Here is a 23,714-nt window from a genome sequence, read left to right as displayed (position 1 = left end):
CCCTGTTCCGAGGATTCATGAGCCCCACCGATCTCTCCCCGCCCTTTGACAGGGTTCTGACCGGCATCGAAGACACCCTGCTGGAAAAAGGGTTCGCCTTCCTTCAGGCCCAGACCACACGCCCGCTGCTCGAACATGAAGGCCTGACCGACTGGCAGGGCTTCGCCGAGAGCTGGAACCATCTGGGCCTTGACCGTTACATGGCGGATGGCGGCCGTTACCGCCGTCGCCGCTATGCGACCTTTGCCGTCTCGGGCGAGACCATCACACGCAAAAAACATCAGCCCCATTACCAGAGCCGGGACTACAACCTGCTCAATGGCGGCGTTGAGCGCTGGTTTCCGGCCGTGGCGGATTCGACAGCATCCCATCCCGCCATGACAGCCGCAATCCGCACCATCAGCACGATCGCGGATGCCCTGACGCCACCGACGGAAAAGCCCCCGTCCTGGCATGTCGAGGTGCATCAGTTCCGCATTGAGGCCCGTCCCGGCAATGAAGGACGCCCCACACCTGAGGGCCTGCACCGCGACGGTGTGGACTGGGTTCTGGTCCTCATGGTTGCCCGTCACAACGTGGAACAGGGCGTCACCACCATCCACGACATGCGAAAGGAACCGCTGGGGTCCTTTACCCTCATCAATCCGCTCGATGCCGCCATCGTGGACGATCACCGCGTCTATCACGGCGTTACAGCGGTGCAGCCTGTCGATCCATCTCAGCCGGCTTATCGGGACGTGCTCGTGGTCACGCTGCGTCATGAATGACATCAGAACCTTCACAGATGCCCGTCTTCAATTTCGTGTTATGATAGGTCTTATGTCGATCCAGCAGATTCTTTCCCGCCGAGTGGCAGTTCTGGCCCTGTCCGTCATGCTCCCCGCAGCGTTGTCCTGTGCGGATGCCGCCACCGGCAAAAACCATCACCATACGCGTCACGCCGCGCAGCCTGCCAATGCCGGTGCAGCCCCCGTCATTCTCACGGCGCATCCGGGAACGAAGTTGGATGAAGATGCCCGCAAACTGAACGAAGACGACCTGCAGGACGCGGCCAAGCATCACGATCAGCCGGTTGTGCTCGTCGGTTCCGCATCGCTCTCGTCCGGCAAGAATGACGAAGCCCTGTTCGTACAGCTCCAATCTGCCCGCCTCTGCGGCTCCGCAGGCTGTACCACCTCGGTCTATCTGAAGCACAACGATACCTGGAACACGGTTCTGGACTCGGTGAACGGCGATATTTCCGTCCTGCCCACACGCCATAAAGGCATGCACGACCTTCTGGTCAGCCCGAACGACCGCTGGATCTGGAACGGCAAGGAATATCAGGACACGCTCAGCGCCCCGCCGATGCCCAAATAACTGCTGTTTTTTCTGGAAGGTCTGGAGCGGGCGAGGGGAATCGAACCCCCGTATGCAGCTTGGGAAGCTGCCGTTCTACCATTGAACTACGCCCGCACTCGGCGTCGAGCATAGCTGCTCTGCCTTTCTTCCGCAATCCACCCTACCCGAACTTCAGGGTGTTGACGCAAAACCGAAATACAGCCCATAGTCCGGCTGTCAGAAACGCTCCGACGTAACTGACCCTCGTGATTTGAGCGGCCGGCTTGCGGCGAGGTTAAAGAATTGCGCTAAAGAGGCCCTGCGTCGTTATCGAACGATTCCCAGGACTTCCACGGCCCGCCACATGCGTCCTGTTCAGCAGGGCGTTTTATGGAGGGACACATCATGTCTACAGAAAACTGGCGCACCGCCACGCGCCTCCTGCACGAAGCCCCGAACCGCACAGAATTCGGCGAGACCTCGGAAGCCCTCTTCCTGACCTCCGGCTTCGTCTATGACAGTGCTGAACAGGCCGCCGCAACCTTCACGGGCGACGTCCAGCATTTCCAGTATTCCCGCTTCGGCAACCCAACCGTCGATACACTTCAGGAGCGCCTCGCACTCCTCGAGGGTGCTGAAGCCTGCGTTGCCACCGCAACCGGCATGGGCGCCGTCTCCTCGGCTATCCTGTCGCATGTAAAAGCCGGAGACCGCGTCGTGGCCTCCCGCGCCATTTTCGGCTCCTGCTACTGGATCGTCACCAACCTCCTGCCCCGCTACGGCATCGAGACCGAACTGGTGGACGGCACGGATTACGACGCCTGGGAGCGCGCTCTTTCCAAGCCGACGGCTGCGGTTCTGATCGAAAGCCCGTCCAACCCGATGCTCGACGTCCTCGACATCGCGCGCGTGGCCGAACTGACGCACAAGGCTGGCGGCCTGCTGATCGTGGATAACGTGTTCGCAACACCGCTTGGACAATCCCCGCTCAAGCTGGGCGCCGATGTGATCGTCTATTCCTGTACGAAACATATCGACGGTCAGGGCCGTGTTCTTGGCGGCGCAGTGCTCGGGTCCAGCGCATGGATCAACGAGACGCTTCAGCCCTACACCCGCAATACCGGCAATGCCCTCTCGCCGTTCAACGCCTGGGTTCTGCTCAAGGGTCTGGAAACGCTCCAGCTCCGGACGGACGCCATGGCCCGCAATGCCGCTGCCGTCGCCGATGCGCTGGCCGAACTACCGGGCGTCGTTCAGGTCCGCTATCCGGGCCGCGCCGACCATCCGCAGTATGAACTTGCCAAAGCACAGATGAGCAATGGCGGCTCCATGGTGGCGTTCGTGGTGGACAAGGGCCGTGAAGGCGCATTCGCCTTCATGAATGCCTTCAAGGTCATCGCGATTTCCAACAATCTCGGCGACGCCCGCAGCCTTGCAACGCATCCCGCCACGACGACCCATATGCGCGTCAGCGAAGATGAACGCGCGCGTCTGGGCATCACAGACGGAGCCATTCGCCTCTCCGTCGGCCTCGAAGATCCTGCAGACCTGATCGACGATCTGAAGCGCGGTGCCGCAGCAGTTGCGGCCCTTGCATAAGTTTTCCTGACAAAAGGGCGGGATGGCTTTACAATGGCATTATGCCTGACAAGTCATCCCACCCCCTTCTCCATGCCGACCCCGAAACGGCACTCGCCGAAGCCATGGAAACTGCACCATGCTTCAGCAAAACAACGGACGACGTGACAGTCACGGTCCGGACCTTCTGGCTGGACGACCAGTCCCATCCTGAAGACCACCAGTACGCCTGGGCCTATCACATCAGCATCGAGAACGAGCGGAAAGACACCTTCCAGCTCCTGTCCCGGAGTTGGGAAATCGTGGATGGACTGGGCCGCAAGGAGCATGTCCATGGCGATGGCGTCGTCGGCGAACAGCCGGTGATCGCCCCGCAGGAACAGTTCGACTACACATCCGGCGCAATGCTGACCACGCCCTCGGGATTCATGCACGGCACCTATCATATGCTGGAGCCGCGTTCGGGCCATCGCTTCGACGTCAGCATCCCCGTGTTCAGCCTCGACAGCCCCCACGACAGCACGCTGATCCACTGACAGGCCGTGCCGGGAACCTGCGCAGAACGGCGCGGACAGCAGCGCGACCTTGACGTCCCTGCCGTCCCGGCCCATTCCTCCCCCATGCGTATCGCTGCCCTTCTTCTCGCTGCCGGTCGTGGCCGGCGCTTCGATGCGTCCTCGCCGAACGGGGACACTTCTTCCAAGCAGTTCCGGATGCTGCGGGGCAAACCCGTCATCCGCAGAGCCGCCGAAGCCCTCCTGCCGCATGTGGACGTGCTGCTGCCGGTTGGGGACGATCCCCTGCTGGCCGACAGCCTGAAAGGGCTGGACGTTTTGCCGCCCGTCAGCGGCGGTACGGAACGCCATGACAGCGTGCGCAACGGCCTCGAAGCCCTTGCTGCCCTCCCCGAGCCGCCCGATCTGGTGCTGGTTCATGACGGCGCCCGCCCCTGCGTCCCGGCAGACGTCGTACAAAACGTCATCAACGCGCTGAAAACCCATGAGGGCGTGATCCCGGCCGTCGCCGTCATCGACACGATCAAGAAGGCCACCGACGGCATCATCGTCGACACCGTCCCGCGGGACGGACTGTGGCGTGCCCAGACCCCGCAGGGCTTCCGCTTCGGCACCCTGCTCGAACTTCACCGTACCCTGCGCGATGCCCGCACCGACGACGCCGCCCTGCTCGAACAGGCAGGCCATCCGGTGGCGATCGTTCAGGGGTCGGAAGACAATATCAAACTGACTGTTGCGGAGGACCTGATGCGTCTTGAAGGTGTGATTGACCGGAACCTGCTGCCCCGCGTCGGACTGGGCTATGACGTCCATGCCTTCGAGGAAGGCCGCAAGCTGATCCTGTGTGGTATCGAGGTGCCCCATACGAAGGGCCTCGCCGGGCATTCCGACGCCGATGTCGGCATCCACACGCTGTGCGATGCCATTTACGGTGCACTGGCTGAAGGCGATATCGGCCGCCATTTCCCGCCTTCCGACAATGAATGGAAGGACATGGACTCGGCACGCTTCCTGATCCACGCTGGCGAACGCATCCGCGAGCGCGGCGGATTTCTCGTGAACGCCGACGTCACGCTGATCTGCGAACGCCCCAAGATCGGCCCCCATGCCGAAACCATGCGTCAGCGTCTTGCCGATCTGCTGAAAGTTAGCATCAGCCGCATCTCGGTCAAAGCCACGACCTCCGAGCGCCTGGGCTTTACGGGCCGTGAAGAGGGGATTGCCGCCACCGCGACCGTCAGCATCATGGTCCCGGATAACGGAGAAGCCTGACCGGCAGTTCCGGTTACGAAAAAGCCCGGCTTTCCTCACGGAAACCGGGCTTTTTTATTGCCTTAATAACCGGAAAATCAGCCGTGAATGGCGCACACCACTACGATCAGCGGTGTCGCAGCCAGAAAAAGCCAAGCTCCTATGGAGCAGGTTTTCACGATACGGGTACCCATGTGACGCAGCAGGGGCTTACGAACGGATACAGACATAATTTCCTCGACTCTGACAGTATTCGACAGAACCGGAAATAGCGCCCGGGCCCCGGCGGGGGCGAGTCACCAATCATCTCGTTCTGTCACATGACAGGGCCTTCAATGATCCCCGAATATGGCAAGATCATGCCCCATTCAGGGCATTTTCCTCTCAGATCGAAACCTTGCGCCCCAGTGTCAGGAACAGTCCCGCATCGAGAATATCCTTCTCGCGATTTTCCATCGTGCGGACGAGTTCCTCATCTTGCCCCCATGTCGCAAGCTGGGACTTTTCGTCGTGATTGGCCCAGAGAACCGTATCCACGAGGCTGACAGCCCCTCCCACGACCCCAAGCGCCAGAAGCAGGCTGCCCGTCGCCTGTGCCAGAACGCCCAGAACCGCAAGCTCCAGATCGTCCCGCCCTGCCAGCAACTGGGCCAAAGCGTCCAGATATCCCTCCTGCTGTACGACCGGCATGAGACCATCGGTTACACTCGGGTGGATCCCGTAACCCGAAAGCCAGGCAAAAACCTGCTTCGCAACCGGCCCGATCCCGTCTTCGCAATAACAGAGTCCGTCATCCACCGCGAGTCCGAGGAGCATGTCCCGTGCTGCCCGCGGATCCGGCACGATCCTCTCGATCATCGTCCCGGCGATCCGGGTCAGGGGCAGCGCATCAGGCGTGAAGGACGCATTTTCCGCAATCCCTCCCCACTCCCCGGCAATAGCCTCGGCCAGAGCAGACGACCGGACGGCCAGAACCCGTCCCTGCGGCAGACGGATCGGCCGTCCATCCAGACGCGGTTCGAACAGGCCGTTCTCGGATACTACCGAAACCACTTTCCAGAAACGCTTGTGCCCGCTCAATGCAGAACTCCCAGAGCCCGCAGGATGTCCCCGGCTTTCGAATGATGGACCTTGATCGCCTCGGGGGCCGGGCCCGGCTGTCCCTCGCGCGACGCAGCGAGGGCGGCCGTGCATGGATCGGCAGCATTGCCATCCCCGCCGATCGTTACATGGAAATTGCCGCCCGCATCCCGGTCCTGCGCGACATGCGGCGCATCCAGCGTGCCCGTCAGAACCACGGGTGTGGACGCCCCCGCGCCTTCAAAATCCACCACCGGCAGAAGGCGCAGATCCAGAACCTGCGTCCCAAGACCGACCGTCCCACTCCCGGAGACGGAAAAGCGCCCGGACTGGAGCCCCAGCGTGTCGATATGCGCCATATCGTTTGCGATGCTCATATGCAGCCCCAGACAACGCAGCGACCGGTCCCCTTTCCCAATGACCACACTGGCCGCAGACCCTGCCATCTGCCCGAGCAGCGCGCTCTGCACCTGGCCGTCCACCATCGAGAGGCCCAGATGTCCCTCCAGCGACTGCCGCATTTCGTCAGTGCTGTTGCCCCGAGCCGAGAGATACCCCACAACCTGCACAGGCCCCTGAAGCAGAAGGGGCATTCCAAGCCGCGTCTCCAGCAGACCGGCCGGCAGAATAAGCGGCTGGAACGTCACGTTCCCCGTAACCGGAAGCGCACCGGCATCCAGCTCCGCCATCCCTGAAAGCGTCAGCCCCTGCGCCTGCCCGGAAATCGGGTCCAGACGCAGATGGCCGCCCGAAAGCGTCAGGCGCGTCGCCAGACCGGTATACTCCCGCCCCGCAAACACGACGTGATCAGCCGCCAGACGCAGGTTCAGATCCTGCGCCCGCAGACGCCTGACCCAGACTGGCGTGGGATCCGGAGCGCTCTGGATCCCGGCGGACGGATGTTCCTCCGCCTGGGCCGGAACGCTCTTCACGTCCTGCGACGGGCTTTCCGTCGCATTCGGAGCGGCCGCAACCGGCGCAGCAGCAGCTTTGGGGGCCGGCTCAAGCCAGAGCCCCTTGAGCACGTCCAGATCCATGTTCGCGGCATGAATGTTTCCGCTCACAACCGGCGGCACGCCCTGCCCCAGAACCACCTTCAGAGCCCCATCCACAGACAGTTCCTGACTGCCGAATGTCAGGCCATCAAGCGAAAGGCTTTCGCGGTCATGTGTCTCCAGCGTGCCATGCAGGCTCACATCATGCAGAAGCGCACCCGGCAAATGGAGTGTTTTGCCGCTCCCTTCCGCCACCAGATGCCCACTCTCCGCACCAACCGTTCCCGAAACGGCGACACGGGCCTTGTCCTGCGCATTGAGGGATGGCGCACCGGAGAGGAGCGTGGTCTGACTGCGCAGTTCCGCCGTCAGCGTCACCGCAGTCTGCAGGCCATTCCGCCAGGCCGTAAGCGCCTGCTGCATCGTTCCGGCACCGGCTTCCACATGCCACGCCGTATCGCGCCACTGCGTATCCGCCGTGACCGTCAGCGCCGCATCCGGAGCCGCAGCATCAAGATGGAGATTCTGGACCGCACCCTGTCTCAGCCCGACAGAACCGGCATGCAGATGAACGCGCGTGGGCGTCATCGTCTCCACAAGCCGGTGCAGCAGCGCGCTCCCGTCCAGACCGGCCAGCGAACCGGGGCTGCCCTTAAGCGCGACATCTCCGCCCAGAGACGGAACATCCGGCAGATTGGCATGCGGGAACAGACGATGCGCATCCTGAAGGTTGGGCCACTCGCCCTGAGCCGTCAGCAGCACGTTTTCCATCCGGGAGGGATTGCCGATCCGCCCGTCCAGATTGAGCCAGTCCCGCCTGTCGCCCTCACCCAGCGTCGTGCCGATGCTGAACGCCCAGGGTTGAGTTCCCTGAATTTGCGACAAATTGCCGATATGCCCCTGCAGCGTAAAGGACGTCCCGGCATGATTTCCCTGAAGGCTGATCCACGGACTGGGACTGCGCAGCCCCGCCAGATCCAGCACATCCAGACCGAACGATCCGCTGGTGCGGGTCAGACGGTCATTCCAGAGAACAGCGGTCTGCGTGACATGCAGCCCATCCAGCGACAGGTCCCAATGCGCATGAATCCGCTGGCCGCTCCGTGTCTTCACCGGCAGGGAGGCATCCTCGTCCTCACGATCCGGCGTCAGGGACCAGTTGGCCTGTCCATCCGAACCGCGCACCAGATTGACCGTCGCCTTCTCGATCACAACGTCCTGAAACCGCACCTCACGGTGCAGCAGGGCGAAAATGGCAATCCCCGCATGGATCGTATGGGCCTTGAGAACCGGCGTCTGTCCATCGCGCGTCAGAACGACATCGGAGGCCTCGAAGGCTGGCCAGGGCAGAAGCTGCACCGACGAATGACGGACCTGCATCGAAAGCCCGGTCTGGTGCCTAAGCGCCACGGCCACACGCTCGCGGAGCGCATCCTGATCAATCAGGACATGGGTGGCCACGCTCACACCGACAAAAGCAACGATGACGGCAATCAGACCGCCGGTGAGCTTCTTCATTTCGCAGGCCCCCGGCCCTTGCTGCTGCTCCCGCTGCCCCGAACGCGCTTGGGCGCGGGCGTTTCACCCGGCACGAAGCCCAGCGTCCGGAACGTCTCGCGCATATGCGGCGGCAGAGGGGCCGTCACGATCAGGCGCCCACCGGCAGGATGGGGAATATCAAGCTGGCGCGCATGCAGATGCAGCCGGTCGATGAACCCTTCCGGATGCGCGGCCTTCCCGCCATAGCGCGGATCGCCAAGGATCGGTGTGCCGATGGATTCGGTATGCACACGAAGCTGATGCGTCCGCCCGGTCAGCGGAGACAGCTTCAGCCAGCTCAGCTTCTTTCCGGCCGCGTCCAGCGTCGCATAGTCCGTCTTGGCCGACGCCGCGTCTTCCTCATCGCGTGAGGCCGCGATCACCAGAGCCGCGCCACCCGCACCGATCTTGGCCAGAGGCTGGTCGATGATGCCGGATTCCGGCGAAGGCCGCCCGACAACCACAGCCCAGTACGTCTTCTCCACATCGCGACCGCGGAACGCCGCCGCAAGCTTCGCCGCCACACCTGGCGTGCGCGCAATCAGCAGGATGCCGGACGTATCACGGTCGATGCGGTGCACCAGACGCGGACGATCCCCGCCCTCGGGCCGCAGGCCGTCCAGCATCATGTCCACGTGCTTCGTAATGCCCGGACCGCCCTGCGTCGCAAGACCGGACGGCTTGTCGAGAACCAGCAGATGCTCGTCCTCGTAAATCACCATCTTGCGGATCTCGCGCTCCAGCATCGGGTCCGGTGGGGGCAGCGGAGCGGGCTTGTCCACATCCGGCAGCGGCGGGATGCGAACGCTCTGTCCGGGGATCAGACGTGTATTGGTCTGCACACGGCCTCCCTCCACGCGGATCTGTCCCTTGCGGCACAGCTTCTGGAGCGCGCCCTGCGTCAGATTGGGGTAGTGACGTCTGAACCAGCGGTCGAGGCGAATATCGGCCTCATCCTCGGTCACGATGCGGTTGGTAACTGTCATGGTTCGCGGGATGCCCTCTTGGCGGCCCGCATGTCCAGAAGTTTTCTGATACGCCCCTCATGTCCGCGGTCCGTGGGATGATAAAGGGACGCTCTGGGCATCCCTTCCGGAAAGTAGTTCTGACCCGAAAATGCGTCTTCGCTGTCGTGGTCGTATTCATAGCCCTTGCCGTACCCGATATCCTTCATCAGGGACGTCGGCGCATTCAGAATATGCGACGGAGGCATCAGGCTGCCGGTATCCCGCGCCAGAGCCCGGGCCGCCTTATAGGCCGCATAAACCGCATTGGATTTCGGCGCAGTCGCCAGATGCACCACGACCTGCGCCAGCGCCAGTTCCCCTTCCGGAGAGCCCAGCCGCTCATAGGTCTGCCATCCCGCCACGGCCATCGGCAGCGCGGAGGGATCGGCCTGCCCCACATCCTCGGCCGCAAACCGCGTCAGACGCCGGGCGATGTAGCGCGGGTCCTCCCCGCCCTCCAGCATCCGCGCGAACCAGTACAAAGCCGCATCCGGATCGCTGCCCCGCAGCGATTTGTGCAGGGCGGAAATAAGGTTGTAATGCTCTTCGCGGTCCCGGTCATACAGGATCGCCCGGCGGGAGAGGATCGCCGCCAGATCGCGCGGCGTCAGCACTTTCGAGGGATCAAGCGCCACAAGCTGCTCGACCATGTTCAGCAGATACCGCCCATCCCCGTCCGCCATGGCCCGCAAACTGGCCCGTGCTTCCGGATCGAGCGGGAGAGGACGGCCGACTTCCTCTTCCGCATGTTCCAGCAGGCTCTCAAGGCTCGCATCATCCAGCCGGTTCAGCACCAGAACCTGACACCGGGACAGCAGCGCCGCATTCAGCGCAAAGGACGGATTCTCGGTGGTCGCTCCCACCAGAACCACCGTTCCGCGCTCCACATAAGGCAGAAACCCGTCCTGCTGCGCGCGGTTGAAGCGATGGATCTCGTCCACGAACAGCAGCGTACCCTTGCCGGTCGCCGCCTGTTTCTGATCCGCTTCCTCGAACGCCCGACGCAGATCCGCCACGCCCGAAAAGACTGCCGAAATCTGGGAATAAAACAGCCCGGCCCGTCCTGCGAGCAGCCGCGCAATCGTCGTCTTGCCACATCCCGGACCGCCCCACAGGATCAGACTGGACAGCGTCCCGCGCGCCAGCATCCGCGTCAGTGTCCCTTCAGGCCCGAGCAGATGATCCTGCCCCCGCACGTCTTCCAACCGCCGGGGTCGCAAACGGTCCGCCAGAGGCTGCGTGCGCGAGGGCGGGCGGCGCTGCACCTGCGGCGCTTCGACCGAACGCTCTCGCCGCGCAGGCTCCGGAGCATGGCTGGACGGACGCTTCCCCCCGGGAGCGCCGCCGAAAAGATCTGTCATGTCCGTCACTGGCGTCCCCCGCTCCGCGAATGTCCTTCGAATTCTTCCCCAGATATGGGACGTCCGGCCCGTCAGGATAATCCCTGACCGCCCTCTTAATGCAGAATACGCCGCAGAACGCCCGGCAACAGCATCGACAGCGGATTGACCGACAGATCGGGCTTTTCAACCGTTCCGTGCAGCTCGAACGTCGCCGCAAGCAGTCCGCCGCCCTTTTCGGGGGCCATCAGATGCCCCAGAACCGGCAGCTTTCCCGGAAGCGCATTCAGCCCGAAAACCGGCACGATCGTCCCGTTGAGGTTCAGTCCGGACGTCTTCAGATCAATCGGCCCTTCCATCGTGGCGCCCAGCGCCTGATTGCCGATCACCCCGTCATGCAGCACCAGCATGTTCCCCGCCAGACTGAGCCGCGTGGAGAGATGGCGGATCTCGAAACGGTCCAGATGGTTGGTCAGCCAGTGCAGCGGCGAGAGATCGGAGACTGCCGTCAGCGTCAGCGGCGGCCGCAGGAACTCCGACGGTCCCATGTCCACATGCCCCCGGAACGGCGGCAGGCCTCCCCACAGCCCCGCCGACTTCGCACTCCGCCCTTCCGGAACCTTCCGCACGCTGGTTTCGTCCGGCGTAAAGACCCCTTCCAGATGCGTCTTTCCGCCCTGGATACGATCATACAGCCCCAGATTTTTCAGCAGCAGGCCCAGATTGTCGATATCCAGCACGAACGGATGCTCACGCCCCGTATCGTCCAGAACCGCCCGCACCCGGGTCGGCGCATCCAGCGCAAACCGCCCCGATGTCAGATGTCCGTTGCGCAGTTCGATCTGCGAGACGACACCCCCCACCTGCGCCTTCGGACCATAATAGACATGCGGCGCGTTCAGCGCGATGGACCAGCTGTCGCCCATGGACGCGCTTTTCCCGCCCGGTCCGCCCTGCGATCCGGTATCCGCCACCGCTGGATGCGGCGCGAACATCGGCGCCAGATCCAGCGGATCGGCATCGACCGTCACGCCGACCGGCTGTTCCGCGCTCTGCGGCAGGGCAATGCGTGCATCTCCCTGCGTCCGCCCGATACGGAAACCTTCCAGCACGATCCCGGTCAGCTTGCCTGCACGTGTGACGCCCCTGCCCGCCACGGAAAGATCAGTCCCGTGCGCCTGCAAGCCGTCCAGAGCCGACATTTTCCCGTTCTGAAACGCGATATGCACCATGGCCGTCGCAGGCTCACCGAAGGGCTTGGCCCAGATCGGCACGCTCAGAGCGGCCTGGGCCATGTCCAGCGACAGTTTCAGATCGGACGCCTCGTTGGCCTGCTGCACGAAATGCGCATTCAGGACTGCATGGCCATCAAACAGCCCCACCGGCGCGATCCGCGCCTTGGCCACAGACTGTGGGTCCAGAACCGAGCGCGCATCAATCGTCTGCAACACGCGCGACGGCGCCCCGCCCCGGAAATTCTCGTGCAGGACCACATGCGTGGGAATCCCCGCAAGCTGGCCATCTCCCGTGAGGTCCAGCGCGTCCTCGGTGGCGGACATCCTGCCCGCAGCGCCATCCACCGCACGCCCCATCAGGACATTACCCAGATGCACGCCCGAGAACGCAGCCTGCGTCCAGACATGCAGCGCTCCGTCCGGAATATGCGCCACAAGCGGCAGCGTCATGCGGACATGCGCGTCCACCATGCCCGCGGGCTGTGTGAACGGCAGCGGATGCCGCGACAGCAGATGCAGCCTCGGATGCGCCAGAGCGGACATGAACGCCGCCAGAGACCCCGTCAGATGCGTGGAAATATCGCCCGTCTGGTCCTTGGCGTAGAGCTTGCCAATCCGAATTTCCCCCTCGGGCAGCAGCACGTTCTGCTTCACATCTGTGGGCTGGACACCATGGCTCAGATCAATAACGAGCGTTTCCGGACCATCAAAATGCAGGGACGCATCAAGCCCTGTGGCCGGAGGAACAGGACGCAGCCAGTGGACTGTCAGGCCATGTCCCGTCAGCTTTCCCTCGACGGAAGTCGGCAGGATCCTGTCCAGGCCATGATCGCTGTGCAGATGGGCTTTGACGTGAAGATCCCGCCCGTTCCCATCCGTAATGTTCTTTGAAACCCAGCGGCGGCCACCCTTGACGATCGTTGCGGGCCAGATGGACCCCAGCGTTGCAAAACGGATCGTATCCAGCCCGGCCTCCGCGTCGCCATCCAGAACGTTCGGCCTGAGTAGATTGTCCAGCCTGACACCGGCTGAAGCCTGCAGATGGGTCAGCTCACCGTTGGTATCCGCCACGTCCAGCGTTGCTGACGGCACGTCGAGCCGCGCGCCACCCTTCAGCCCCGGACGGTCCATCTGCAGATGCACACGCGCCAGTCCCGCATGAAGGTGGAGCGGATCGGCGGTTTTCTGAAAAACCTTCCCCTCCCCGAGAGACAGGTTCAGCGTCAGTTCCGACGGCAACGCATCCATGCCCTGCGGCACAAAGACCGCATCCGCCCCGATGGACACGGGAACGTGCCAGTCCGCAGCCACGGGGTTGAAAATCCCGAGCTGTGCCGGCTCAAATGGCGTCGCCTCCAGATGCAGCACACCGTTATGCCCGACCTGGCGCGCCTGCGCCGTCAGGGTGGTGCGGAAACCGTCGAGCGCAATCGTGGTATGCCCGGACCCGACCCAGACGAAATCCCGTGAGTGCGGCGCCACCCGGATCCGGCGCGCTTTCATGTCCACGTCTCCGATCACAGCGGTCCGGTCCTTTGGAAGCCCGGCTAAGGTGATGGAGACATTATGGACATCTACGGCCCGCAGACGGTCGAGCCGTGTCGGCACGCCCCGGCCACCCCGTTTCTGCTCCGGCAGATCCATGTCCACATCGCCGTCCGGCAAACGGCGCAGGGCCAGAGTGGCGCCTTCAAGACGCAGGGTCCGAGGCGCAATCACGCCTTCAAAAAGCGCACTCAGCGAGAGAACAGCATCGGCCTCAGTCGCGCGTTCTGCCACCAGATTGTCAAACCGGGTGACTTTCAGTCCACGCGCCATCAGCACCAGCCCGGCCGGAACACCGCCCGCGCTCGGCTGCCACTGGATCCAGAGCCTGTCCCAGCTCAGGCGGCCAGCCGGATGTCCGGGACGTTTGCCCGCCGCAATCGAGACCGGCTCCACGAGATGAGAGACGCGCGTGATATCCACGGGGCCATGGGCCAGTTTCCACAGGAACACACTGCCTGCCGCAGCCGCGAGCGCGACCGGCGTCACGCAGATCAGCGCGGCCCAGCGCGCAACATGCCAGTGTCGCGGCATATGCGGCCCCGGGCAGAACGGGTGCAGACGCCTGCGAGGAGGACGCGGGAAGTCGTGGACGGCCATAGACGGTCATCGGCGCGTTTCCGGCCTGTCTCCCTCGTGAGAGTTGGGGGTATAAGCCCTCAGGCTTCCGGAAGGTTCCGGAAAGCCTCCGCCACCAGAGTGGCATGTGCAGCAGGTTTCACCTTCCGCCACACGTTACGGATGACGCCCTGGCCATCCACCAGAAAGGAACTGCGCTCCATCCCCATATAGGTCCGGCCATACATGGATTTCTCAACCCAGGTTCCGTAAGCCTCTGCGACAGCATGGTCCTCGTCCGAGGCCAGCGGGAACTTCAGACCATATTTCGTGGCGAATTTCTCAATTTTCGCCACAGGGTCCGGGCTCACACCGATGATCGTCAGACCCTCGGCATCAAATTCGGGCAGAACGTCCTGAAGGCCACAGGCCTGTGTCGTACAGCCGGGGGTGTCGGCTTTCGGATAGAAATACAGCAGATAAGGCTTCCCGCTCAGTGCGGCACTGCTGACAGTCCGCCCGGCGGAAGCGGGAAGCGTAAAATCTGGCGCCCGGTCGCCCGGTTGCAGGTCTGTATTCTGTGAAGAAACGGTCATAAGCGGCATGATTGCCCGACCCGTCCGATCCGATCAAGGCAAACCGGACGAAAACCGTTCAGTATTCCGGGATCAGTATCCCGGATACATCACAACAGGGGGCGGCCCGTAAACCACCCGTGGCGGAGGCGCATAGACGACCGGCGGCGGAGCATAGACCACCTGTGGCGGCGGAGGCGGCGGAGCATAGGGCTGGGCCAGAAGGGCACCGCCTACAGCGCCCAGAGCCAGACCACCCAGAATGCCGCCAACAATGGCGCCGGAATGGTTGTGATACCCGCCATGCCAGCCACCGCGCCCACCGCCGGGAGGGCCACCATATCCATAACCGCGACCGTAGCCCGGACCATATCCCGGCCCGCCCCCATGCCAGTGAGCCTGTGCCTGCGGCACGACAGCATTCGGGACGATTGCGGAACCGATCAGCAGCGGAGCGGCCATAAGAACTGCACGTGTGATGCGACGCATGGCATCTTTCTCCTCGAAACACGTGGTCCGGAAGAGCCGGTCAAAAACAGGCTTTTCCGTCCATGAGAAAGATCATGCCCGCTGAAAATGGCAGCAAGAGGCGCCAATCATGGCAGGAGCCGGACAAATTGTAACAGACACCGGCCCCATCCCGGAGCCTCCGGCTCAGCGCGGCGACTCGACCCGGCGATAACCCGGCGGCGGGTCGAAAACCTCCAGCGGCTGCGGAGAACGACTGACCGAAACCGCTTCCACGACCGGCTTTCCGTCATGAACCGCCCCCAGCATCAACCCGTCCTCCGTGTAACAGAAGGTGGTCGGATGGCGGTCGGTGTCCGTACTTTCCCAGATCGTGCAGGCTTCCCCGGCGATCCGGCCCTGCCCCATTCTGCGCCATGATCCGGCGGCAGGGGTTCCGGGGACCGCAAAGCTCCCGCCCGGCGCGGGCATGACCGTGGCCGTGCGCTTCGTCCCATCCAGCACCATCAGAATATGGGTGTGATAATCCGTCAGCATGACCGTGGCCGACCCTTCGGGCTCGATCCGCTGCCGCCACGACGTGGACGTCCAGCGCATCCGTTGATGCAGATGCTGTCCGGCAGGACCCGTCAGAACATAGTCGATATCGGCATCATGCAGCGGCGTCACGAGCGGGGCCTGCGCCTGAAGCGGAGCGGAGCCTGAAACGTCCGCCTTTGCTGAAAATCCGACCACAGCCCCCATCAGCACACAGACCGCCGTTCCCGCTGCACGCAACACCGTCAGTCTCATTTGCGATTTCCATTGGCCGGGCCACTCGGCGGTTGATCCGGCGCGGACACGGAACCATCCCCTGAAGAATCATTGGAAACGGACGGCTGCGTCGTATCGGGCTGAGCACTCTGCCCCGGCAGCAATGTCGTATGCGCACCCGGTGTTGTCGTGGCCGGGGCGGGCGTATCCCTGTCTCCGATCACGGGGGTATCGGAATCCGACACATCGGGGGCCGCGGTCTCATGCGTGGTCGTCTTCATCTCCGAGCCGGCATCAGCGCCCGAGGCCTCAGGCACCGGAGACGGCGTCGCACTGCCCGCCTGGCTCTGATGGGCCGGACGCATTTTCGGCTCCAGTACATGAAACCCTGCCGGAGGCTCGAACGTGGAGGACGGAATGTCCTGATAGGACACCGAAAGCGCCTTTATGGAGCCTTCCACCCCGTCCGCATCCACGCCGTTTTCCGCCAGGATGACGCCATCCTGCGTCACGCAGGCGCTGGCCTTGCCGTGGCTGCTCTGGATGGTCCAGCGGTCGCACGCCACGCCCGCCACGGTGTCATGACCGGCGGCCTTATACTGCATGTCCAGGTCGAGCATGAACGGATTGTGCAGACCGTGGCTCGGATAAAGGCGCGTATAGACCTGCTGCTTCATCATTACGAGCGTGACCTGCTGCGCCGGACGATCAAGAATCGTCACCCCGTTGCCATCCTGCGAATCGATCCGCAACAGGTCTCCCGCGCCCGAGAACGCCACCCGGACGGTATCGGGATGGCCTTTCGCCGTGCTCGAGGGCGTGGAAAGCTCATACACGACCGTGACATCCCGCGTCGGCGTCAGACGCGGATGGTCGTCTGCACGGGCCGGGCCCGCCAGAGACAACCCGGCCGCCAGCAGCCCGAGCGGCGCGACAGACATGAGGAGGGAGCGCGTGAAAACAGTCATGGCGGATCTCCGGCAGGCGCGCGCCCGGGAAGCGAACGCAGGGACGCGATGGATTCACGCAGGGCCTGAAGGCTGAAATCGTCAGGCCAGACCGCACGCACGGTCAGCGCCTGATGAAGCAGGGACTGATAATCCTCCGCAGGAATCCCGATCCCACCCAGCCCCGTCAGATGGGGCGTGGTGTATTGCGTATCCAGCAGCGTGTATCGCCCCTGTCGCAGCCCTGCGACAAGATGGACCAGCGCCACCTTAGAAGCATCACGTTCCCGCGAAAACATGCTCTCGCCGAAAAAAGCCCCCCGCAGCGACACACCATACAGGCCACCCACCAGCGCCTCACCGTCCCAGACTTCAATGGAATGGGCGTTTCCCTGACGGTGCAGGACACCATAAAGATGTCGGATGCGCGCGCTGATCCATGTCGTCTCGCGCCCCGGAGCAGCTTCGGCACAGGCGAGCATGACGTCATCGAACGCCCGGTCCGCCGTCACCGTCATCCTGCCCGACATCACGAGACGCATGAGCTTTTTCGGAACATGCATCCCGTCCAGCGGCATGATCCCGCGTTCTTCAGGCAGATACCATGTCAGTTCCGCGCTTTCCGCGTCCGGGGCCATGGGAAAAATTCCCGAGGCATAGGCCTGAAGCAGCAGGTCCGGCGTTATCTCGTCCATGATGACACAGTCTTTACCCGTTTCCTGAACCGCGGCGTCGCAGACCACGTGCGTGAAGCCCGCCGCCTTGGAGCCTGCCGCGCGAAATCATGGCCGTACGGCCAGCGACCATGATAAGGGTGGCATGCCATAGGGAGACCGCCAGTGCCGCTTGCCTTCATTTACGCCATCATTCTCGTCATACTCGGCGTCCTGCGCCTGCTGATGCCCGAAACACACGGCCTGATGATGGTTCTGGCCAAAGTCAGCGCGACCTGTCTGGTCATCTCGGCCCTCATAGACCTGTGGATGATGCGTGAGGGCAAGCCTCCCCCGTCCCTGACCGAGGCCTCCTTCACAGCAGACTGATCAGCACAAGCATCAAACCAGCCATTGAAATGCCCCAGATCAGACTACGGATCGCACCCCATCCCAAGGCATAGGCCGGGATATAGATCGCCCGCATCAGAAAATAGATCCCGGCTCCCCAGCCCGTCAGCGGGCTGTAACGGCCCGAGACCCAGGACAGCAGGACAGCGCCGATGAAAATCGGTAGCGTCTCCGCCAGATTGGCCTGCGCACGTTTCAGCCGAGCCGCCATCCCGGTGTAACGGGGAGGTTCCCCGTCGCGGTTGCTGCTCGCCCATTGCAGCCCGTCCTGCTGGCGGCAGGCGGCAGCGGTCAGGAAGAGCTGAACGAACGCCAGCACCAGTGTCCATCCAAGCCAGACAAGACCGATCGGCATGGGCGTTTCTCCGGGAAATCCTGAAAATCAGGAAAATGTTTCAGATGTGCCCATTCCCCCTGCACGCAGGTCGGCAGCAGCTTCCTTAACGGCCAGCCCATGGGTGCGTTCCAGACGACGGATCGTGAAATGGGCGCGCGCCAGCGCCCGGTAATGCGCCAGAAATGCCGTGTTGAGCGACGCCCCGCACAAAGCCCCCGCCACCGGCACCATCTGCAACGCGAACTTGCGCGACAGGCCGATTCCGTAATGCGACGCCACTTCCGCCATCAGCATCACGATGGGGCGTCCCCTCAGCAGCGCACGCGACGAGAAGAAACCCAGTTCACCTTCCTCGTCGCTCTGACGCGCCGGGAAACTACGCAGCGCAAAGACTTCCAGACACGCCCGGCGCGTATCCTCGTTGCGCAGATCCTCGCCTTCCTCGCGGGCGATGCGGGCGATTTCGCGCATGATGGCCAGCGTCGTGAAGCCGACATCCGGCGCAAGACCAAAAATCCCCCCGAAACCGCCCAGCGCACCTGAGACGGCAACCGCGGCCTGCCCCAGGTTCTCACGCATGGGATCACGCGGGGCGGGCGCATCGTTGTCGATACCCAGAACAGCCACGCGGAACGCACGTTCAATGGCCATTTCCGCCGTCTTGTGGAATTTTTCCTGCACCGCCGGGGCCAGTCCGAGTCCCTGCATGCCGAGTCGCGTGGCCTGTCCGACCGCGCCGCCCATCAGGTCGGCCAGCCGCACGAGAACCCCACGGCCCTGCTCCACCTTTTCAAGGACCGACTGAAGCTGTGCCAGGGAATCCCCGTCCAGCGCCGCCGAGGCGAATTTGCTGGTCGGAAGCTGCGTGTCATTCACTGAGGTCATGACGATCAAAACTCCTGTTCGTAAGACCCGAAACCGTTTACCGGATAGCAGGTTTCATATCCTAACATGGCACCATCATGGGGATATTGGCGCCATAAGACTACCCGGGCCAACTATCCGGACGAGCACCGTCGGGGTGAGGAGAATTATACCAATGACCGCATTATCGCGCTGGATCCTGTCTGCTCCGCTGGCCGTCAGCCTCCTCGTTCCGGCCGGTTCCACGGCTTTTGCCGCCCAGGCCCACCCCCGCCATCACGCCTCTCACGGGACCGCCAACCTGCCGCAGATGGGGCCGACTGCCGGACAGATCGTCGGCGCACCGGCAAAGCCGCTGACCCCGGCCCAGCAGGCTGCGCTCCCCGATGAAGGCGCCCCGCCTCCCCCGCATGGCTATACGGAAGTGGAAGACTCGGAAACCGCCCTCGCCAGCTACAGCGACCGGGTGCGGACGCATCTTCCGGTTGGCATGCCAGGCCCGAACGCGCAGCAGAAGACCAACGGCCCCAACAACCTGCCGTCCCATTTTTCCCTGTTCGGCATGCCGGTGAAGTTCAACGCGCCCGTGCAGTCCCCCTATGAAGATGAAGATTCACCGACGAGCTATGCCGGTCATCCGGTCAATGGCCAGACGAATATCCTCGTGAACGGCGACGCCTCTCCCATTCATTAAGAAAGACGCACCCATCCCCCGATCTGCGTCAGGTGACGGAACTCCTCCTCCGTCACCGGTGCTACGGACAGTCGGGACTGTTTGAGCAGCGCCATGTCCGCCAGAGCCGGGTCAGCCTTGATTTCGGCGAGGCTCACGGGACGGGTTAAAGCCCCCATTGCCTTCACATCCACACAGACCCAGCGCGGATCATCCGCAGTCGGGTCCGGATAGGCCTCCCGCACGACTTCCACCACGCCCACAATCCGTTTTTCGCTGACGGAATGATAGAAAAACGCCAGATCGCCGTTTTTCATGGCCGAGAGGTTGTTGCGCGCCTGATAGTTGCGCACCCCCGTCCACGGCTCGACGCCGTTCTGGACCTGCTGCGCCCACGAGAACGCCTCGGGTTCCGATTTCACCAGCCAGAAAGCCATCTCTCACTCCCGCCACAAAGGCCATCCCAAGAGCCACCTCGGGGCCGCCCTGGGGCATTTAGCGCTCAATTCCGTGAAACGTGATAACAGTGATCGGAACAATGGGACAACGCGCCTCTTCCGAATATGATTGCTTCGGACTATTTCAATGGGGAACCTGTCGCGGGAAACCCATCGCCGCGTTGCCACTCTGCCGAGGTCCGTGTCCCAGTGCGCCCTACCCCCAACCTGCTCCATCGCTATGCCAATCCGGGGCAGTTCCTGCGTCTGGCGCGCACGCTGCTGCCCTGGCTGACGGGGGGCGCGATCGTGTTTCTCGTGGTCGGCGTCATCTGGGGGCTGTTCATCGCCCCGGCCGACTGGCAGCAGGGCGACACCGTGCGCATCATGTATGTACATGTCCCAATGGCCTGGCTGGCATCGTCCTGCTACCTCGGGCTTGCAGCCTGCGGCGTGCTTTCGCTGGTCTGGCGACACCCGCTGGCCGATCTGGCCGCCATTGAAATCGGACCCGTCGGCGCCTGCGCCGCCGCTTTGTGCCTGATTACGGGCTCGCTGTGGGGTGAGCCGATGTGGGGTACCTGGTGGGTCTGGGACGCGCGCCTGACATCTATGCTGGTGCTGTTCTTCCTGTATCTCGGCCATATCGCCCTGATCCGCGCCTTCGATGAGCCTGCCCGCGGCCAGCGCGCCGCCGCGATCCTCGCTCTGGCGGGCGTCATCGACCTTCCGATCATCAAGTTCAGCGTCCAGTGGTGGAACACCCTGCACCAGCCCGACAGCATCACCCTGACCGGCGCACCCACCATGTCCATGATGATGCTCTGGCCGCTGCTGATCTGCACGATCGGCTTCACACTCGGTGTTGCGGCCGTCATTTTCACCCGGCTCAGCGCCGCCATCCATGAAAGCCGCGCACGCCAGATGATGGCCCGTTCGCGTCTCGACCGCAGGGACAGTCAAGCAGCATGATGCATCTCCCGAACCACTGGCCGTATATCGCGGCCTCCTATGCCCTGACGCTGGGCTGCTCCCTTGTCCTCGGTGTTGGTGCCGCCCTGCGCCTTCGGAAGTCCAAGGCCCGTCTGGCCGCCGTCGAAGGCCATGCCCGCCGCCGTGAAAGGTCAGCCTCATGACCCGCAAGACCCGTCGTCTCTGGATCGTCATTGCCTGTCTGGCCTGTGTCGGCTCCGCCGCCGCCCTGACGCTGCGGGCCTTTTCGTCCAACATCGTCTTTTTCATGGCGCCGTCGCAGGTGAAGGCCAGTCCGCCCTCACCCGATCGCACCATCCGCCTCGGCGGCATGGTCATGGCCGGCAGCCTGCATCGCATCAACGAAAACGGCACCCCCGTGAACGCCTTTCAGGTGACGGACGGACAGGCCGCGGTCGAGGTTCATTACACCGGAATTCTCCCCGACCTGTTCCGCGAAGGACAGAGCGTTGTCGCCCTCGGCACCGTCCAGAAAGACGGTGGTTTCACCGCCAGCGAAGTCCTCGCCAAGCATGACGAGACCTACATGCCCAAGGAAGTCGCGGACGAACTCAAGCGTACCGGCAAATGGGACCCGCGCTTCGGCAAAGCGCCGGACGCGTCGAGCTGGGACACCATGACCGCAAAGAAAGCAGGGGGCTGATCGCCTGATGTTCGGACCTGAACAGGGCCATTTCGCCCTTGCCCTCGCCTGCGTGCTCGCTCTTGTGCAGTTCGCTGTCCCGCTCTGGGGCGCCAGCCGCCGTGATGCCCGTCTCGTGGGGCTCGCACCTTATCTCGCGGTCTCGCAGTTGATTGCGCTGGGCTATTCGTTCCTGTGCCTCGTGATGTGCGCCGTCAGTGACGATTTCTCGGTCCAGAACGTCGCGGCAAACTCCGCCGTCTCCAAGCCACTGCTGTATAAAATCACGGGCGTCTGGGGAAACCATGAAGGCTCCGTGCTGCTCTGGACGTTGATCCTCGCCGTCTGCGGCGGTGCGGTGTCCCTGTTCGGCCGCAACCTGCCGGACATTCTGCGCGGGCGCGTTCTGGCCATTCTCGGAGGCGTCTCCGCCGGATTCCAGATGTTCTGCCTCCTGACGTCAGATCCATTTGAGCGCGTCTTCCCCGCTCCGATGGACGGTCAGGGCATGAACCCGCTCCTTCAGGACCCGGGCCTCGCCTTCCATCCACCCATTCTCTACACCGGCTATGTCGGTTTCGCCGTTCCCTTCGCCTTCGCCGTCGCCGCCCTGATCGAAGGCCGTGTCGATGCCGCATGGGGCCGCTGGGTCCGTCCCTGGGCCGTGGCCGCCTGGTGCTTCCTGACCTGTGGCATCGCACTCGGTTCGTGGTGGTCCTATTATGTGCTGGGCTGGGGCGGCTACTGGTTCTGGGACCCGGTGGAAAACGCCTCCCTCATTCCCTGGCTGACAGGCACGGCCCTCGTGCATTCCGCCATCGTCGTGGAGAAGCGCGAAGGCCTGAAAATCTGGACAGTCCTGCTCGCCATCGCGACCTTCTCGTTCTCCCTGTCCGGCACGTTCCTTGTCCGCTCTGGCATCCTGAACTCGGTCCATGCCTTTGCCAACGATCCCGCCCGCGGCGTGTTCATCCTCGCCCTGCTCGCCATCGTCATCGGCGGCTCGCTCGCTCTGTTTGCGTGGCGCGCGCCCTCCCTCACCTCGACCGGCCTGTTCTCGCCGGTCTCGCGTGAAGGCTCGCTGGTCCTGAACAACATCCTGCTGTGCTCGATCTGCGCCGTCGTCGTGACGGGCACGATGTACCCGCCCTTCATGCAGCTTCTGGCCGGGCGCACCATTTCCGTCGGCAAGCCGTTCTTTGACGCCGCCACGATCCCGCTGACCCTGCCGCTTCTGCTTGCCATGGGCATCGGCACCGCCCTGCCCTGGAAACGCGCGCAACTCGCCCGGACGTTTTCGCATCTCTATTCCGCGGCTGGCATCGCGGCGATCGGGCTGGCCCTGTGCTTCTGGAAGCTTTCCGGCATCCTGCCCATCGCCTGCGGGGCGCTGGCCGTCTGGGTCATCGCGGCTTCCGTGTCGGACGTGCTGCGCCGGATTGGCATCGGCCATACGTCCGCCCAGGGCGTGTGGGAGCGCATGAAAAACCTGCCGCGTTCAAGCTGGGGGGCAGCACTCGCCCATATCGGCGCAGGCATCACCATCCTTGGGCTGTGCGGCATGTCTCAGGCCGAGCACGCCATTGTCGAAGTCCATATCGGCGAAACGCGCTCTCTGGCCGGGGACGACTGGACGCTTCTCGACGTGCACGACTATATCGGCCCGAACTACAAGGCCATGCAGGCCGACATCGCCATCCGTCACAACGGCAAACTCGTGACCATCCTGCATCCTGAAAAACGCGACTTCACGACGCAGAGCCAGACCACGACCGAAGTCGCCATCCACACCAATTTCATCACCGACCTGTACGGCGTGGTCGGTGACCGGCACGGTACGGGCAAGGACACGACCTATGTCCTGCGCCTGCACCGCAATCCGCTCGCGCCCTGGATGTGGCTGGGCGGACTGGTCATGGCCATCGGCGGCGCATTCTCGCTCTCCGACCGCCGGATGCGGATCGGCGCCCCCAAGCGTGCCGCTGCCCGCAACATGGCCCGCGCCTGAGGAGAAACGG

Annotated in this window: 25 protein-coding genes, 1 tRNA gene and 1 riboswitch; of the genes, 11 read left to right on the top strand and 15 right to left on the bottom strand. The window is 63.4% G+C overall.

The features are described from left to right. Window positions 1–17 precede the first annotated feature (17 nt). Together A0U94_RS02475 and A0U94_RS02470 are read left to right on the top strand one after the other, a co-directional pair. Window positions 18–767: a 2OG-Fe dioxygenase family protein gene (locus tag A0U94_RS02475; RefSeq protein ID WP_062030075.1), complete on the top strand. Its 750-nt coding sequence runs from the start codon at window positions 18–20 to the stop codon at window positions 765–767. A 52-nt stretch (window positions 768–819) separates the two neighbouring features. Continuing rightward, window positions 820–1,359 (top strand): hypothetical protein, encoded by a 540-nt coding sequence (locus tag A0U94_RS02470; protein WP_197460420.1) that lies wholly within the window; start codon window positions 820–822, stop codon window positions 1,357–1,359. A 22-nt stretch (window positions 1,360–1,381) separates the two neighbouring features. Here the strand turns inward: A0U94_RS02470 and A0U94_RS02465 are convergent. Continuing rightward, window positions 1,382–1,455: transfer RNA gene (locus A0U94_RS02465), tRNA-Gly, on the bottom strand. Window positions 1,456–1,573: 118 nt separating this feature from the next. Next, a riboswitch (SAM riboswitch) is annotated at window positions 1,574–1,653 on the top strand. A 72-nt stretch (window positions 1,654–1,725) separates the two neighbouring features. Between A0U94_RS02465 and metZ the strand changes: the two genes are divergently transcribed. From metZ to A0U94_RS02450, 3 genes are all read left to right on the top strand, one after another. Beyond that, window positions 1,726–2,919, top strand: coding sequence for an O-succinylhomoserine sulfhydrylase (gene metZ / locus A0U94_RS02460; RefSeq protein WP_174694423.1), 1,194 nt, complete (start codon window positions 1,726–1,728; stop codon window positions 2,917–2,919). Window positions 2,920–2,960: 41 nt separating this feature from the next. Beyond that, the gene (apaG, locus tag A0U94_RS02455) at window positions 2,961–3,434 is read left to right on the top strand and encodes a Co2+/Mg2+ efflux protein ApaG (RefSeq protein WP_062030082.1); all 474 of its coding nucleotides are present in this window, start codon (window positions 2,961–2,963) and stop codon (window positions 3,432–3,434) included. 84 nt (window positions 3,435–3,518) lie between these two features. Continuing rightward, entirely contained in the window at window positions 3,519–4,685 is a 1,167-nt protein-coding gene (locus tag A0U94_RS02450) for a bifunctional 2-C-methyl-D-erythritol 4-phosphate cytidylyltransferase/2-C-methyl-D-erythritol 2,4-cyclodiphosphate synthase (protein ID WP_077803799.1), read from the top strand. Between the two features lie 77 nt (window positions 4,686–4,762). Here A0U94_RS02450 and A0U94_RS16225 read toward each other — a convergent pair whose 3' ends face one another. The 11 genes from A0U94_RS16225 to aat all read right to left on the bottom strand — a co-directional run bounded on the left by A0U94_RS16225 (window position 4,763) and on the right by aat (window position 17,401). Continuing rightward, window positions 4,763–4,894, bottom strand: a complete 132-nt coding sequence (locus A0U94_RS16225) for a hypothetical protein (protein WP_255308563.1) — start codon at window positions 4,892–4,894, stop codon at window positions 4,763–4,765. A gap of 154 nt (window positions 4,895–5,048) precedes the next feature. After that, on the bottom strand, window positions 5,049–5,744 hold the full coding sequence (locus A0U94_RS02445) for an ATP12 family protein (RefSeq protein ID WP_077802339.1): 696 nt from the start codon (window positions 5,742–5,744) through the stop codon (window positions 5,049–5,051). Further along, window positions 5,741–8,257 carry an AsmA family protein gene (locus tag A0U94_RS02440; RefSeq protein WP_077802338.1) on the bottom strand — a complete coding sequence of 839 codons (2,517 nt, stop codon included), beginning with the start codon at window positions 8,255–8,257 and terminating at the stop codon, window positions 5,741–5,743. Before A0U94_RS02440 ends, A0U94_RS02445 begins: the two co-directional genes overlap by 4 nt. Further along, a complete protein-coding gene (locus tag A0U94_RS02435) occupies window positions 8,254–9,264 on the bottom strand; it encodes an RluA family pseudouridine synthase (RefSeq protein ID WP_062030088.1) in 1,011 nt (336 codons plus the stop codon). The genes A0U94_RS02440 and A0U94_RS02435 overlap by 4 nt, the downstream gene beginning before the upstream one ends. Further along, window positions 9,261–10,646, bottom strand: coding sequence for a replication-associated recombination protein A (locus tag A0U94_RS02430; RefSeq protein WP_167369342.1), 1,386 nt, complete (start codon window positions 10,644–10,646; stop codon window positions 9,261–9,263). Before A0U94_RS02430 ends, A0U94_RS02435 begins: the two co-directional genes overlap by 4 nt. A gap of 95 nt (window positions 10,647–10,741) precedes the next feature. Then, complete coding sequence (locus tag A0U94_RS02425) at window positions 10,742–14,005, bottom strand: AsmA-like C-terminal region-containing protein (RefSeq protein WP_077802336.1); 3,264 nt, start codon at window positions 14,003–14,005, stop codon at window positions 10,742–10,744. 59 nt (window positions 14,006–14,064) lie between these two features. Next, complete coding sequence (bcp, locus tag A0U94_RS02420) at window positions 14,065–14,568, bottom strand: thioredoxin-dependent thiol peroxidase (protein WP_077802335.1); 504 nt, start codon at window positions 14,566–14,568, stop codon at window positions 14,065–14,067. Window positions 14,569–14,631: 63 nt separating this feature from the next. Then, the gene (locus A0U94_RS02415) at window positions 14,632–15,027 is read right to left on the bottom strand and encodes a hypothetical protein (RefSeq protein ID WP_062109003.1); all 396 of its coding nucleotides are present in this window, start codon (window positions 15,025–15,027) and stop codon (window positions 14,632–14,634) included. 165 nt (window positions 15,028–15,192) lie between these two features. After that, the gene (locus A0U94_RS02410) at window positions 15,193–15,798 is read right to left on the bottom strand and encodes a hypothetical protein (RefSeq protein WP_062030096.1); all 606 of its coding nucleotides are present in this window, start codon (window positions 15,796–15,798) and stop codon (window positions 15,193–15,195) included. Continuing rightward, window positions 15,795–16,727, bottom strand: coding sequence for a hypothetical protein (locus A0U94_RS02405; protein WP_077802334.1), 933 nt, complete (start codon window positions 16,725–16,727; stop codon window positions 15,795–15,797). The genes A0U94_RS02410 and A0U94_RS02405 overlap by 4 nt, the downstream gene beginning before the upstream one ends. Beyond that, window positions 16,724–17,401: a leucyl/phenylalanyl-tRNA--protein transferase gene (gene aat, locus A0U94_RS02400; RefSeq protein ID WP_062030191.1), complete on the bottom strand. Its 678-nt coding sequence runs from the start codon at window positions 17,399–17,401 to the stop codon at window positions 16,724–16,726. Before aat ends, A0U94_RS02405 begins: the two co-directional genes overlap by 4 nt. A 144-nt stretch (window positions 17,402–17,545) precedes the next feature. On the opposite strand from aat, the gene A0U94_RS02395 reads away from it, so the two are divergent. Continuing rightward, on the top strand, window positions 17,546–17,749 hold the full coding sequence (locus A0U94_RS02395) for a hypothetical protein (protein ID WP_062108998.1): 204 nt from the start codon (window positions 17,546–17,548) through the stop codon (window positions 17,747–17,749). Here A0U94_RS02395 and A0U94_RS02390 read toward each other — a convergent pair. Both A0U94_RS02390 and A0U94_RS02385 read right to left on the bottom strand, forming a co-directional pair. Beyond that, window positions 17,736–18,125, bottom strand: a complete 390-nt coding sequence (locus tag A0U94_RS02390; protein ID WP_062108996.1) for an MAPEG family protein — start codon at window positions 18,123–18,125, stop codon at window positions 17,736–17,738. The two genes, A0U94_RS02395 and A0U94_RS02390, sit on opposite strands and share 14 nt — an antisense overlap. 27 nt (window positions 18,126–18,152) lie before the next feature. Then, complete coding sequence (locus A0U94_RS02385; protein WP_077802333.1) at window positions 18,153–18,992, bottom strand: EcsC family protein; 840 nt, start codon at window positions 18,990–18,992, stop codon at window positions 18,153–18,155. Window positions 18,993–19,146: 154 nt separating this feature from the next. On the opposite strand from A0U94_RS02385, the gene A0U94_RS02380 reads away from it, so the two are divergent. Further along, on the top strand, window positions 19,147–19,665 hold the full coding sequence (locus A0U94_RS02380) for a hypothetical protein (protein WP_077802332.1): 519 nt from the start codon (window positions 19,147–19,149) through the stop codon (window positions 19,663–19,665). Here the strand turns inward: A0U94_RS02380 and A0U94_RS02375 are convergent. Then, window positions 19,662–20,081 carry an EVE domain-containing protein gene (locus A0U94_RS02375; RefSeq protein ID WP_077802331.1) on the bottom strand — a complete coding sequence of 140 codons (420 nt, stop codon included), beginning with the start codon at window positions 20,079–20,081 and terminating at the stop codon, window positions 19,662–19,664. The two genes, A0U94_RS02380 and A0U94_RS02375, sit on opposite strands and share 4 nt — an antisense overlap. A 210-nt stretch (window positions 20,082–20,291) precedes the next feature. On the opposite strand from A0U94_RS02375, the gene A0U94_RS02370 reads away from it, so the two are divergent. The 4 genes from A0U94_RS02370 to A0U94_RS02360 are packed head-to-tail and all read left to right on the top strand — an operon-like array spanning window position 20,292 to window position 23,704. Next, window positions 20,292–21,053 carry a heme ABC transporter permease gene (locus A0U94_RS02370; RefSeq protein ID WP_077803798.1) on the top strand — a complete coding sequence of 254 codons (762 nt, stop codon included), beginning with the start codon at window positions 20,292–20,294 and terminating at the stop codon, window positions 21,051–21,053. Then, window positions 21,050–21,217: a hypothetical protein gene (locus tag A0U94_RS15840; protein ID WP_167315815.1), complete on the top strand. Its 168-nt coding sequence runs from the start codon at window positions 21,050–21,052 to the stop codon at window positions 21,215–21,217. The genes A0U94_RS02370 and A0U94_RS15840 overlap by 4 nt, the downstream gene beginning before the upstream one ends. Next, the gene (gene ccmE, locus A0U94_RS02365) at window positions 21,214–21,717 is read left to right on the top strand and encodes a cytochrome c maturation protein CcmE (RefSeq protein ID WP_062030116.1); all 504 of its coding nucleotides are present in this window, start codon (window positions 21,214–21,216) and stop codon (window positions 21,715–21,717) included. The genes A0U94_RS15840 and ccmE overlap by 4 nt, the downstream gene beginning before the upstream one ends. Before the next feature lie 7 nt (window positions 21,718–21,724). Next, window positions 21,725–23,704: a heme lyase CcmF/NrfE family subunit gene (locus tag A0U94_RS02360; RefSeq protein ID WP_077802330.1), complete on the top strand. Its 1,980-nt coding sequence runs from the start codon at window positions 21,725–21,727 to the stop codon at window positions 23,702–23,704. The last annotated feature ends 10 nt before the right edge of the window (window positions 23,705–23,714 follow it).

This window comes from Gluconobacter albidus, assembly GCF_002005485.1.
GTDB classification, from domain to species: domain Bacteria; phylum Pseudomonadota; class Alphaproteobacteria; order Acetobacterales; family Acetobacteraceae; genus Gluconobacter; species Gluconobacter albidus.
This window is presented reverse-complemented; position numbering and strand designations above follow the sequence as displayed.

Coding starts and splice junctions, on each gene's coding strand:
- A0U94_RS02475 (WP_062030075.1), top strand. CDS start 18: ATGAGCCCCACCGATCTCTCCCCGCCCTTTGACAGGGTTCTGACCGGC.
- metZ (WP_174694423.1), top strand. CDS start 1,726: ATGTCTACAGAAAACTGGCGCACCGCCACGCGCCTCCTGCACGAAGCC.
- A0U94_RS02450 (WP_077803799.1), top strand. CDS start 3,519: ATGCGTATCGCTGCCCTTCTTCTCGCTGCCGGTCGTGGCCGGCGCTTC.
- A0U94_RS02385 (WP_077802333.1), bottom strand. CDS start 18,992: ATGACCTCAGTGAATGACACGCAGCTTCCGACCAGCAAATTCGCCTCG.
- A0U94_RS02380 (WP_077802332.1), top strand. CDS start 19,147: ATGACCGCATTATCGCGCTGGATCCTGTCTGCTCCGCTGGCCGTCAGC.
- A0U94_RS02435 (WP_062030088.1), bottom strand. CDS start 9,264: ATGACAGTTACCAACCGCATCGTGACCGAGGATGAGGCCGATATTCGC.
- A0U94_RS02470 (WP_197460420.1), top strand. CDS start 820: ATGTCGATCCAGCAGATTCTTTCCCGCCGAGTGGCAGTTCTGGCCCTG.
- A0U94_RS02360 (WP_077802330.1), top strand. CDS start 21,725: ATGTTCGGACCTGAACAGGGCCATTTCGCCCTTGCCCTCGCCTGCGTG.
- A0U94_RS02425 (WP_077802336.1), bottom strand. CDS start 14,005: ATGGCCGTCCACGACTTCCCGCGTCCTCCTCGCAGGCGTCTGCACCCG.
- A0U94_RS02430 (WP_167369342.1), bottom strand. CDS start 10,646: ATGACAGATCTTTTCGGCGGCGCTCCCGGGGGGAAGCGTCCGTCCAGC.
- A0U94_RS15840 (WP_167315815.1), top strand. CDS start 21,050: ATGATGCATCTCCCGAACCACTGGCCGTATATCGCGGCCTCCTATGCC.
- A0U94_RS02390 (WP_062108996.1), bottom strand. CDS start 18,125: ATGCCGATCGGTCTTGTCTGGCTTGGATGGACACTGGTGCTGGCGTTC.
- ccmE (WP_062030116.1), top strand. CDS start 21,214: ATGACCCGCAAGACCCGTCGTCTCTGGATCGTCATTGCCTGTCTGGCC.
- A0U94_RS02410 (WP_062030096.1), bottom strand. CDS start 15,798: ATGAGACTGACGGTGTTGCGTGCAGCGGGAACGGCGGTCTGTGTGCTG.
- A0U94_RS02405 (WP_077802334.1), bottom strand. CDS start 16,727: ATGACTGTTTTCACGCGCTCCCTCCTCATGTCTGTCGCGCCGCTCGGG.
- A0U94_RS02375 (WP_077802331.1), bottom strand. CDS start 20,081: ATGGCTTTCTGGCTGGTGAAATCGGAACCCGAGGCGTTCTCGTGGGCG.
- A0U94_RS02440 (WP_077802338.1), bottom strand. CDS start 8,257: ATGAAGAAGCTCACCGGCGGTCTGATTGCCGTCATCGTTGCTTTTGTC.
- aat (WP_062030191.1), bottom strand. CDS start 17,401: ATGGACGAGATAACGCCGGACCTGCTGCTTCAGGCCTATGCCTCGGGA.
- apaG (WP_062030082.1), top strand. CDS start 2,961: ATGCCTGACAAGTCATCCCACCCCCTTCTCCATGCCGACCCCGAAACG.
- A0U94_RS16225 (WP_255308563.1), bottom strand. CDS start 4,894: ATGTCTGTATCCGTTCGTAAGCCCCTGCTGCGTCACATGGGTACCCGT.
- A0U94_RS02415 (WP_062109003.1), bottom strand. CDS start 15,027: ATGCGTCGCATCACACGTGCAGTTCTTATGGCCGCTCCGCTGCTGATC.
- bcp (WP_077802335.1), bottom strand. CDS start 14,568: ATGCCGCTTATGACCGTTTCTTCACAGAATACAGACCTGCAACCGGGC.